Genomic DNA, 9,869 nt, shown 5'->3' on the forward strand with positions numbered 1-9,869 from the left:
GTCAGCCGAGGCGGTCGACCAGCGCCGCCACCCAGACGAGCAGCGCCGCCATCTGCGCCATGAACGTGCCGGCGGAGGCGAGGTCCTTCACGGTCCCGATCATCGGGTGATGACCCGGATGGACGTGGTCGCAGAGCTTCTCGACGGCGGTGTTCAGGAACTCCGCGGCCAGCATGAGCAGGAGGCTGACCATCAGGGCGACGCGCACCCAGAGCGTCGCGCCGAGGAACAGCGCGACCGGGATCCCGAGCGCCAGGAGCACGAGCTCCTGCCGGACGGCCCGCTCGGTGCGGGCGCCGTGACGCAGGCCGCGCCAGGAGTTGAGGAAGGCGAGGACCAGGGCGTTCATCGGATGGCGGCCTCCGGCACCGACCGGCTGATCCACTTGGCGAGGAGCGGGCCGGTCAGCAGCACCACGAACAGGCGCAGAGTCTGGACGGCCAGGACGAACGAGACGTCCGCCTTCGAGCCGACCGCGATGATCGCCACCGAGTCGAGCCCGCCGGGGCTCGTGGCGAGGACCGCGGTGAGCAGGTCGATGGGCAGCAGCAGGGTCAGTCCCCAGCCCCAGGCCGCGCAGAGGGCGATGACCGAGAAGGTCGCCGCCAGGATGCCCGGCAGGGCGGTGAAGGTCAGGCGCAGCGTCTCCCGGGTGAAGCGCAGGCCCACGTAGATGCCGATGCAGGCGTAGGCGAGTTCGAGGAGCGGGACCGGCAGCGCCATGCGCACGAGCCCGGTGGCGTGGAGCAGGCTGCCCAGCACCATCGGCCCGATCTGCGCGCCGGCCGGCACCCGCAGGGCGAGCGCCGCGCCCGCGCCCACGACGGCGACCGCGAGCGTCGCGAGCAGCGAGAGCGGGCCGGTGACCTCGCCGACGCCGGCCGACGCGCCCGGCACCGGCGTCTCCATCAGGAAGCGGGCCGCCAGCGAGGCCGAGAACACCACGGCGGCGACGCGCACGTACTGCATGAAGGCGACGAGGCGCGGATCGGCGCCGAAATCCTCGGCCATCGCCACCATGGCGGAGGCGCCGCCGGGGGACGATCCCCAGGCCGCGGTGGTCCCGGGCAGCACGCGCAGGCGGGTCAGGATCCAGCCGACCAGGCCGCTGACCGCGACGGTGACCAGGACGACGGCGACGATGAGCGGCCCGTCCTCCAGCAGGGTCTGGGCGATCTGCCCGGTGACGGCGTGCGCGACGAGGCAGCCGATCGCCGCCTGCGAGGCCTGGAACGCGGCCCGCGGGACCCGCAGGCGCGAGCCGCCGACGCCGAAGGCGATGGCCGCGATCATCGGCCCGAGCAGCAGGGCGGCCGGGAACTGCGCCTGCATCAGGCCGTACGACACGGCCGCGGACGCGGCGGCGAGGGCGGCCCAGAGGCCGAGGGTGCGGAGAGGGGGCAAGGCGACCGATCGGGAGCGGCCCGCTTCAGCCGGCAGGCGTCAGGCGCGCGCTATACCGCAATATTGGCCCTGTCACGGCAGAGTTTCGGCACGGCCCCCCCGCGCCGAAGTCAGGGCTCGCGCGTCAGGGCCGCGAAGGCGGTGTCGAGGCGCGTCCGGGCGTCGGCCAGGCCCTCGCGGCGGGCGTCGAGCCAGGCGCGGTCGGTCCGCAGCCGGGCCTGCGCGGCGGCCAGCATCCGCCGGACCTCGGCGGGCTGCGGGCCGCCGAGACCCTTCGCGGCGTCGATCATGCCGCGGGCCGACAGCGCCGCCCGGAAGCGGGTCTCGTCGAGGGGCAGATCCGGCTTCAGCCCCGACCCGGCCGCGGCCTCGGCGTAGATGCGCCGCACCTCCGGGAAGGGCAGGTCGGCCGGGCGCAGGTCGTGGCTGCGGCCGTAGCTCACGAGCTCGGACGCGAAGTAGTGGCCGAGCCGGAACGGCACGTCGGCCTCGCGCTGGAGCGTGTCGGCGAGCTCGGTGGTGGTGGAATAGTCCGCCGCGACCTCGTCGGCGGCGCGCGCCCGGTCCACGACCAGCCCGTCGAGGACGCGCGTCCAGCGCCGGCACATCTCGGCGGCCTCGGCCAGGGTCCGCCCCGGCGGCTCGGCCTGGTTGCGCTTGTAGTCCGGCATGCCGGAATCGACGTTGTGCGCCATGATGACGAAGGCCTGGGCGGCCCCCACGACGTCGCTGGCCTTCATGCGCAGGCTGTAGAGCGCGACGGGGTTGCGCTTCTGCGGCATGATGCTGCTCGGCCCGGTCAGCGCGCCCTCCCGCAGCAGGATCCAGGGCCGGGTCTGGTGGTACTGCGCGTAGAGGTCCTGGGCGAAGCTGCCGGCCGTGGTCGCGAGATTGGCCGCGAGCCCGGTCAGCTCGAGCCCCATGTCCATCGGGGCGAGCTGACCGGAATCGTAGCTGTTCTCCACCGGCGCGTCGAAGCCGAGCAGCGCCGCGAGCCGGTTCCGATCCACCGGGAAGCTCGACGTGCCCAGGGCAGCCGCGCCCAGGGGCGACAGGTTCAGCCGCGCCCAGGTCTCACGGAGGCGGTCGGCGTCGCGGGCGAGGGCGGCCGCGTAGCCCAGGTAGACGTGGCCGAGCGTCGTCGGCTGGGCCTGGACCCCGTTGGTGTAGGCCGGGACGATCGTGTCGGCCTCGCGCTCGGCCACCGCCAGCAGCGCCGCCCGGGTCTCGTCGAGCGCCTTGGCGAGGTTCAGGAGGCGATCGCGCTGCTCGAGCTTCAGCACCGTCGGGATGATGTCCTGGCGGCTGCGCCCGGAATGCATCCGGGTGGCGTCGGCCCCCGCGATGGCGGTGATCAGCGGCTCGATCCGCAGGTAGTCGTCCGGCCGCTCGGCACCCGGCTTGGCGGCGTCGGCGGCGACCTGGTCGAGGGCGCGGGCGACGGTCGCGCCCAGCGCCCGCGGCACGATGCCGGTCTCGACCGTCATCACCAGGGAGGCGCGGTTGATCTGGTCGATCCGGGCGAAGCTGTCCTTCGGCTCGGCGCGGGCCCCCGCGGGCACCAGCAGCGCCAGTGCGACCCAGACCATCGTGCGCCGCATCGAGCCGCTCCCTGTCGTCACCGGCCCTCATAGCCCCGTTGCGGCCCGCCTTCCTATTCACGACCGCTCAAGGCGGGCGGCCGCGGCGGCTCAGGCGACGGCCTCACCGTCGCGGCAGGCCGCCGTGCCCGCCGGCGCGTGCGCGCGGAAGAAGGCGGCCAGACTCGCGAGCCCGGCGGACCGGGGGTCGCTCGCCCGCCAGACCAGCGCGATGGTCCGCCCCGGACCGTCGACGTCGAAGGCGCGGGTGACCGTCAGGCCGGTGGGATCGGGGTTCGCCGGCACCGCCAGGGCCGGGAGCAGCGTGTAGCCGGCGCCCGCCGCCACCATGGAGCGGAGCGTCTCCAGGCTGGTGGCGTGGCGGCCGACCGAGGAGCCGGCGCCGCAGGCCGCGATCGTCTGGTCGCGCAGGCAATTCCCCTCGTCGAGCAGCAGCAGGTCCGGCCCCGCGATCTCGTTGGCGGAGAGCGCGCCGCCCCGGGCGAGGGCGTGCTCGACCGGGCAGGCGAGCCAGAACGGCTCGACGAACAGCGGCGAGACCGCGAGCCCCTGCGACGGCAGGGGCAACGAGACCAGGGCCGCGTCGATGCGGCCGTCGCGCAGACCCTCCACGATGTCGGCCGTGCGCGATTCCGACAGCGAGAGCATCAGGAGCGGGTACTGCTCGCGCAGGGGCCGCAGCACCAGCGGGAAGAAGTAGGGACCGAGGGTCTGGATCGCCGCCAGCACGAGGCGCCCGGTGAGCGGTGAGCCGCGGCCCTCGCTGGCCAGCGCCAGGAGCCGCTGCGCCTCCGCAAGGACGACCCGCGCCTGCCGGACGATGGCCTGCCCCGCCTCGGTGAGCAGGATCCGCCGGTTCGACCGCTCGAACAAAGTCAGGCCGAGCGCGGTTTCCAGCTTGCGGACCTGCACGCTCAGCGTCGGCTGGCTGACGTTGCAGCGCTCGGCGGCGCGGCCGAAATGCCCCTCGTCGGCGACGGCGACGACGTACTCGAGATCGCGGAGCGACAGGCCGGCCAAGTTCATAGGCTGCGTCTATCAGAACCTTTGTGACGATGCATTTGCCTCGGGGTCATGCCGCGGTCATAACCCCTCACCAGAACGGTTCCAGGCTGACCTCGCTGTCCACCGAGAGCCTTCGCAGAACGGAGAGACGGTACGCATGAGCGATCAACGCCCGATCCTGACGACCCGCCAGGGCCATCCGGTCCGCGACAATCAGAGCACCCGCACCGTCGGTGAGCGCGGCCCCGCGACGCTCGAGAACTACCAGTTCATCGAGAAGATCACGCATTTCGACCGCGAGCGGATCCCCGAGCGCGTCGTCCACGCCCGCGGCGCCGGCGCCCACGGCTGGTTCGAGGCCTACGGCAAGATCGGCGACGAGCCGGCCTCCAAGTACACCCGCGCCCGCGTGCTGAACGAGACCGGCGTGAAGACGCCAATGTTCGTACGCTTCTCGACGGTCGCCGGCGCCAAGGAGAGCCCGGAGACCGAGCGCGACCCGCGCGGCTTCGCGGTCAAGTTCAAGACCGTCGACGGCAACTGGGACCTCGTGGGCAACAACCTCAAGGTCTTCTTCATCCGCGACGCGATCAAGTTCCCCGACATGATCCACGCGTTCAAGCCGGACCCGGTGACGAACCGCCAGGAGGCGTGGCGCTTCTTCGACTTCGTGGCGCAGCACCCCGAGTCGATCCACATGGTGACGCACCTGAAGTCGCCCTGGGGCATCCCGGCGAATTACCGCGAGATGGAGGGCTCGGGCGTCAACACCTACAAGCTGGTCAACGACCAGGGCGAGGCGGTGCTCTGCAAGTTCCACTGGATCCCCAAGCAGGGCGTCCGGAACCTGACCTCGCAGCAGGCTTCCGAGATCCAGGCCAAGGATGTCGGCCACGCGACCCGCGACCTGTACGACAACATCAAGGCCGGCAATTTCCCCGAGTGGGAGTTCGCCGTGCAGATCATGCCGGACGGCCCGAACGACCACCTGTCGTTCGACCCGCTGGACGACACGAAGCTGTGGCCGGTCGATCAGTTCCCGCTGCTGCCCTGCGGCCGGATGGTGCTCGACCGCGTGCCGGACAACTTCTTCGCCGAGGTCGAGCAGTCGGCCTTCGGCACCGGCGTGCTGGTCGACGGCATCGACTTCTCGGACGACAAGATGCTCCAGGGCCGGACGCTGTCCTACTCGGACACGCAGCGCTACCGCGTCGGCGCCAACTACCTGCAGCTGCCGATCAACGCGCCCCAGCCCGGCGTGAAGGTCTTCTCGAATCAGCGCGACGGCCAGATGGCCTACGCGGTCGACGGCACCGGCCCGAACAAGCACATCAACTACGAACCCTCGACGCTGGCCGAGGGCCTGCAGGAGGCGCCCAAGCCCGCCAAGGACTACCACCAGCCGGTCCAGGGCAATCTCGGCCGCTACCAGACCTCGCGGACCGAGGACGACTACACCCAGGCCGGCGTGCGCTACCGCTCGTTCGCGGACTGGGAGCGCGACGACCTGATCGCCAACCTCGTGGCCGACATGAAGCAGTGCCCCGAGCCGATCCAGCTGCGGATGGTCTGGCACTTCTGGCACGCCGACGCGGATTACGGCCGCCGCGTCGCCGAGGGCGCCGGGATCGACCTGGAGAAGGCCAAGGCCCTGCCGCCGCTGCCGGGCCGCGCCGCGCCGGGCAAGCGCCTACAGTCGGAGACCCTGACCGACGGCTCGCAGGCGCACCGGGTCGCCGCCGAGTAAGCCTCGCGCGCGCTCGACGACACAGCCCCGCGCGGTCACCCGGCCGCGCGGGGTTCTCGTTTACGGAACGGACGGAGGCGGCGATGGCGAGTGTCGTGCACCGCGGGCCCGGCCCGGACGCCGTCATCGGCGGCATGCGGGTCTCCTATCTGGCGCGCAGCGACGAGACCGGCGACGGCCTCGGCATCTACCGGGTCGCGATGGATCCCCGGACGCCGGGCGCGGGACTGCACCGCCACGCCCGGCTGACCGAGACGTTCTCGGTCGAGGCGGGCCGGCTCGCGCTCCACGTCGACGGCGCGGATCACGATCTCGGACCGGGCGACTTCGCGCTGATCCCGCCCGGCGTCGCGCACGCCTTCGCCAACCGCGGCGACCGGCCGGTGCGCGTCACGCTGAGCTTCGCGCCGGCGCTCGGCCGCGAGGGATTCTTCGAGGGTCTGGCCCGGCTCGCCGCGGAGGGCCGGCTCGGCGACGCGGCCGCGATGATCGACCTGATGGCCCGCTACGATCAGGAACCGCTGGCCGGGTTCGCCGGCTGGAGCGCGGTCGGCGGCTGATCGGCCGCGCTGACCTTCAGGTCACGTCCGGCGGCCAGCCCGATCAGGATCGCCGCGACGGTGATGCCGACGAACAGGGCGCCCGGCACGGCCCATCCTCCGGTGGCCTCGTGGGCGAGGCCGAAGACCAGCGGTCCCAGCGCGGCGCAGGTGTAGCCGATGCCCTGCGCCATGGCCGAGAGGCCTGCGGCGCTCGCCGCGTCCGCGGCGCGCAGCACGATCAGCGTCAGGCCCAGCCCGAAGCAGCCGCCGATCCCGAAGCCCAGCGCGCAGGCGGCGGGGATCCGCAGGGACTCCGCCCCGAAGGCGAGGACCACGAAGGCGGCGGCGGTCAGGCCGGGAATCACGACGATCCAGGCGCGCTGGTCGCGGGCGCGGGCCGCCAGCATGGCGACCAGCAGCGCGCCCGGCGCCTGCACCAGCGTCGCCAGCGAGGCGTAGAGCCCGGCATTCAGGGGCGTCAACCCGCGGCCCTGCAACAGGAGCGGCAGCCAGCCGAACAGGATGTAGGCGAGCGAGGATTGCAGACCCATGAAGCCCGTCACCCACCACGCCAGCGGGTTGCGCAGCAGCCGCCCGGCGGAGGGCGCGGCGGTCGAGGCGGCCCGGCGGGCGAACGGGATCCACACGAAGGCCGCCACGAGCGCGGGCAGCGACCAGACCGCGAGGGCGGAGGGCCAGCCGCCGCCGAGGGCGTGCTCCACCGGCACCGACGCCCCGGCGCCCGCGGCCGCGCCGAGGCACAGGGTCATCGTGTAGAGACCGGTCATCAGGCCGCCGTTGCCGGCGAAATCGCGCTTCACCAGCGCCGGAAGCAGGACGTTGTCGAGGCCGATCCCGATGGCCGCCAGCGCCGTCCCGGCGAAGAGCGGCACGAGGCCGCCGAGACCGCGGAGCGTCAGGCCGGCGACGAGGATCGTCGAGCCGGCGAGCACCGCGAGGTCGGGCCCGATCCGGCGGATCAGCGGCGCGGCCAGCGCGCAGGCGATGCCGAGGCACAGGACCGGCAGCGTCGTGAGGATGGCGGCGCCGCCGGCACCGAGACCCGTGCCGTCCCGGATCGTCGCCAGCAGGGGGCCGACCGTGCTGAGCGCCGGGCGCAGGTTGAACGCGACCAGCATCAGCGCGAGGCCGAGCAGGAACCGGTTCGCGGTCGCCCTGTCCGAACTCACGGCCGCCGCGCGATCACGGCCCCGCCGAGGCAGGCCGCCAGCATCAGCGCGAAGGCGGCGTCGCCGAACTGGCCGTAGAGCGTGCCGCCGACGATGCGGGCGGGCAGGTCCGCGTCGAGCCAGGTCTCGGTATCGAGCGCCGTGCGGGCGACGACGCGGCCGTGCGGGTCGATCACCGCGGAGATCCCGGTATTGGCGTCGCGCACGAGCGGCAGCCCCTCCTCGACGGCGCGCAGGCGCGCCTGCGCGAGGTGCTGGCGCGGCCCCGGCGTGTCGCCGAACCACGCGTCGTTGGTCACGTTCAGGATCAGTCCCGGCGGCCGCGGCGCCGGGGCGGCGCGGCCCGCGGGCAGGATCGCGCCGGGGAAGATCGCCTCGTAGCAGATGGTCGCGGCGACCGGCGGCAGGCCCGGCACCGTCAGGACGCGCTGCGCCGCGAGCGTTCCGGCCGAGAATCCGCCGGGGATCGCCACGAACTGGCGCAAGCCCACGGCCCGCAGCGCGGCGTCGAGGGGAGCGGGAAGGTATTCCCCGAACGGGACGAGGTGGACCTTGTCGTAGCTGTCGGAGATCCGGCCGTCCGGGCCGATCACCAGGACGGCGTTGTAGAAGCGCAGGCGCTCGCCCGGCAGCGGCTCCTCGGCCCGGGCCGCCCCGGTGATCAGGTGCTGCCCGGGCTTGAGGCCGGCCGCCACCTTGGCGAGGGCGTCGGGATCGCGCTGGATCAGGAACGGGAAGGCGGATTCCGGCCAGACGATGTGGGTCGGCTCCGGCGCGCCGGCCTCCGTCGGGCGCTGGCTCAGCTCGATGTAGCGGTCGACGATGTCGGCCCGGTTCTCCGGCCTGAACTTGGCGTCCTGCGGCAGGTTGGGCTGGACGAGCCGCAGCCGGACACCGGCCACCACCGGGTCGGGCGGCCCGAGCCGCTCGGCCCCGTACAGCGCCAGGCCGGCGAGCACGATGGCGGCGGCCGCGCTCGGCCCGAACCGGGCGCGCGGGTTCGCGCCCGTGGCGAGCGTCGCGGGCGCCGCGCAGACCAGCACCGCCAGGATGCCCAGGCCGTAGAGCCCGATCACCGCCGCCCACTGCATCAGCCAGAGGTTCTGGGCCAGCGCCATCCCGAGGGTGTTCCAGGGGAAACCCGTGAACAGGTGGCCGCGCAGCCAGTCGGCCGCGCCGAGCCCGAAGGCGAGGGCGGCGACCCGCGCCGCGCCGCGGCTCCAGAGCTGGCCCGCCGCGCCGAAACCGGCGCCGTAGAAGAGTCCGAGGACGAAGGGCAGGCCGATCACGCCGAGCGGCAGGGCCCAGAGGAACTCGTCGGCCTCGACCAGGAAGGCCTGTCCCAGCCACCAGAGGCCGGCCGTGAGGTAGCCGAATCCCCAGGCCCAGCCGATCAGGAAGCAGGGCGCGAAACGCCGGAGGGTCGTCCGGTCGGCCGCGGCCCCGTCCTGCAGCCAGACCGCGACCGTCAGGGAGACCGCGAGGGCCGGCAGGAGTCCGTAGGGCGGCATGGCCAGCGCGCCGAGGGCGCCCGCGAGCCACGCCAGCCCGAGGCGGCGCCACCCGGTCAGGCGCGCGATCGCCAGCACCGCGCCGGGCACGCGCGCCCGCTCCGGATCGGACATAGGGCCCGGGATCGGACCGCGCATCGGCGCGCCGGCCGCCGCGGTCGACCGGGCGAAACCGTCCACCAGGCTCGTCACGCCGCGACCGTCACGGGTGCGGCGTCTCGGCGACCGGAGCGTTCGCGGGCGGGGGCAGGGCGAGGGGCACGACGTTGCCGATGCGCGCCGCGCCCTTGTGGAACCGCAGCCGCTTGAGGCGGCGCGGATCGGCGTCGAGCACCTCGAACTCGAGGTCGCCGGGGCCGGCGATCAGCTCGCCGCGCGACGGCACGCGGCCCGCCAGGGTCACGATCATGCCGCCCAGCGTGTCGATCTCCTCGGCCATCTCGCCGACGGCCGCGACGAGGTCGACGCCCGTCACCTCGGAGACCTCGGCCAGCGGCGTGCGCGCGTCGGCCACGAAGACCTCGCCCTCGCCCTCGACGCGCTGGACATACTTGTCCTCGGCGACGTCGTGCTCGTCCTCGATGTCCCCGACCACGACCTCGATCAGATCCTCGATGGAGATCAGCCCGTCGGTGCCGCCGTACTCGTCGATGACCAGCGCCATGTGGGTGCGGGTGGCCTGCATCCGCACCAGCAGGTCGATCGCCGGCATGGAGGGCGGCACGAACAGGACCGGCCGCTGGATGCGGGCCGCCGCGAGCGTCGTCGTCATCGTCAACTCGACGGTGGGGATGCTGTCCCTGGAGATGGGCTGCCCGACCCACGCGGTCGGCACCGCGATCTACAACATGGCCGGCCTGACCCATCAG

General features: G+C 73.3%; 8 protein-coding genes and 2 pseudogenes. 3 read left to right on the forward strand and 7 right to left on the reverse strand.

Going from position 1 to position 9,869, the window contains the following annotated elements; translation table 11 throughout:
* Nucleotide 1 precedes the first annotated feature (1 nt).
* The 4 genes from ACLBXO_RS14345 to ACLBXO_RS14360 all read right to left on the reverse strand — a co-directional run bounded on the left by ACLBXO_RS14345 (nucleotide 2) and on the right by ACLBXO_RS14360 (nucleotide 4,031).
* A complete protein-coding gene (locus ACLBXO_RS14345; RefSeq protein WP_020093477.1) occupies nucleotides 2-349 on the reverse strand; it encodes a diacylglycerol kinase in 348 nt (115 codons plus the stop codon).
* Nucleotides 346-1,404, reverse strand: coding sequence for an AbrB family transcriptional regulator (locus ACLBXO_RS14350; RefSeq protein WP_273562481.1), 1,059 nt, complete (start codon nucleotides 1,402-1,404; stop codon nucleotides 346-348). The genes ACLBXO_RS14345 and ACLBXO_RS14350 overlap by 4 nt, the downstream gene beginning before the upstream one ends.
* A gap of 110 nt (nucleotides 1,405-1,514) precedes the next feature.
* Nucleotides 1,515-3,005 (reverse strand): lyase family protein, encoded by a 1,491-nt coding sequence (locus tag ACLBXO_RS14355; RefSeq protein WP_447685753.1) that lies wholly within the window; start codon nucleotides 3,003-3,005, stop codon nucleotides 1,515-1,517.
* Nucleotides 3,006-3,095: 90 nt separating this feature from the next.
* Nucleotides 3,096-4,031 carry a LysR substrate-binding domain-containing protein gene (locus ACLBXO_RS14360; protein ID WP_447685754.1) on the reverse strand — a complete coding sequence of 312 codons (936 nt, stop codon included), beginning with the start codon at nucleotides 4,029-4,031 and terminating at the stop codon, nucleotides 3,096-3,098.
* 136 nt (nucleotides 4,032-4,167) lie between these two features.
* Between ACLBXO_RS14360 and ACLBXO_RS14365 the strand changes: the two genes are divergently transcribed.
* Both ACLBXO_RS14365 and ACLBXO_RS14370 read left to right on the forward strand, forming a co-directional pair.
* Nucleotides 4,168-5,757 carry a catalase gene (locus ACLBXO_RS14365; protein WP_447685755.1) on the forward strand — a complete coding sequence of 530 codons (1,590 nt, stop codon included), beginning with the start codon at nucleotides 4,168-4,170 and terminating at the stop codon, nucleotides 5,755-5,757.
* Between the two features lie 83 nt (nucleotides 5,758-5,840).
* A complete protein-coding gene (locus ACLBXO_RS14370; RefSeq protein ID WP_447685756.1) occupies nucleotides 5,841-6,317 on the forward strand; it encodes a cupin domain-containing protein in 477 nt (158 codons plus the stop codon).
* On the opposite strand, the gene ACLBXO_RS14375 is transcribed toward ACLBXO_RS14370, so the two are convergent.
* The 3 genes and pseudogenes from ACLBXO_RS14375 to ACLBXO_RS14385 form a co-directional block, all read right to left on the reverse strand.
* Nucleotides 6,269-7,489 carry an MFS transporter gene (locus tag ACLBXO_RS14375; protein WP_447685757.1) on the reverse strand — a complete coding sequence of 407 codons (1,221 nt, stop codon included), beginning with the start codon at nucleotides 7,487-7,489 and terminating at the stop codon, nucleotides 6,269-6,271. The two genes, ACLBXO_RS14370 and ACLBXO_RS14375, sit on opposite strands and share 49 nt — an antisense overlap.
* Nucleotides 7,486-9,114 carry an apolipoprotein N-acyltransferase gene (gene lnt / locus ACLBXO_RS14380; protein ID WP_447685758.1) on the reverse strand — a complete coding sequence of 543 codons (1,629 nt, stop codon included), beginning with the start codon at nucleotides 9,112-9,114 and terminating at the stop codon, nucleotides 7,486-7,488. The genes ACLBXO_RS14375 and lnt overlap by 4 nt, the downstream gene beginning before the upstream one ends.
* Before the next feature lie 88 nt (nucleotides 9,115-9,202).
* Nucleotides 9,203-9,772: pseudogene (locus ACLBXO_RS14385) on the reverse strand (transporter associated domain-containing protein); the annotation flags it as partial.
* Between ACLBXO_RS14385 and ACLBXO_RS14390 the strand changes: the two are divergent.
* A pseudogene (locus tag ACLBXO_RS14390) lies at nucleotides 9,765-9,869 on the forward strand (capsular polysaccharide export protein, LipB/KpsS family); the annotation flags it as partial. The pseudogenes ACLBXO_RS14385 and ACLBXO_RS14390 sit on opposite strands and share 8 nt — an antisense overlap.

It is taken from the genome of Methylobacterium sp. C33D (assembly GCF_053345825.1).

Coding starts and splice junctions, on each gene's coding strand:
- ACLBXO_RS14360 (WP_447685754.1), bottom strand. CDS start 4,031: ATGAACTTGGCCGGCCTGTCGCTCCGCGATCTCGAGTACGTCGTCGCC.
- ACLBXO_RS14370 (WP_447685756.1), top strand. CDS start 5,841: ATGGCGAGTGTCGTGCACCGCGGGCCCGGCCCGGACGCCGTCATCGGC.
- ACLBXO_RS14345 (WP_020093477.1), bottom strand. CDS start 349: ATGAACGCCCTGGTCCTCGCCTTCCTCAACTCCTGGCGCGGCCTGCGT.
- ACLBXO_RS14355 (WP_447685753.1), bottom strand. CDS start 3,005: ATGCGGCGCACGATGGTCTGGGTCGCACTGGCGCTGCTGGTGCCCGCG.
- ACLBXO_RS14365 (WP_447685755.1), top strand. CDS start 4,168: ATGAGCGATCAACGCCCGATCCTGACGACCCGCCAGGGCCATCCGGTC.
- lnt (WP_447685758.1), bottom strand. CDS start 9,114: ATGTCCGATCCGGAGCGGGCGCGCGTGCCCGGCGCGGTGCTGGCGATC.